The sequence below is a fragment of the Desulfotomaculum copahuensis genome (assembly GCF_001655685.1).
In the GTDB taxonomy this organism is placed as follows: Bacteria; Bacillota; Desulfotomaculia; order Desulfotomaculales; family Desulfovirgulaceae; genus Desulfotomaculum_G; species Desulfotomaculum_G copahuensis.
This window is the reverse complement of record NZ_LYVF01000068.1, coordinates 1-221: the sequence shown is the minus strand read 5'-3', so window position 1 is coordinate 221 and position 221 is coordinate 1. Positions and strand designations below refer to the sequence as shown.

Annotated in this window: 1 rRNA gene; it reads right to left on the bottom strand. The window is 54.3% G+C overall.

The window, feature by feature from the left end:
- Positions 1-219 (bottom strand): 23S ribosomal RNA (locus A6M21_RS05675); the annotation flags it as partial.
- Positions 220-221 lie beyond the last annotated feature (2 nt).

Genomic DNA, 221 nt, shown 5'->3' with positions numbered 1-221 from the left:
TCCTCGCGCTACTTAGATGTTTCAGTTCACGCGGTGTCCCTTCCTCATGGCTATGTGTTCACCATGGGATGCTTAAGTATTACCTTAAGCGGGTTTCCCCATTCGGAGATCTCCGGATCTGCGTCTGCTTGCGACTCCCCGGAGCGTTTCGCCGCTTGCTGCGTCCTTCTTCGGCTCTAAGTGCCTGGGCATCCACCATACGCCCTTTCTAACTTGACCTA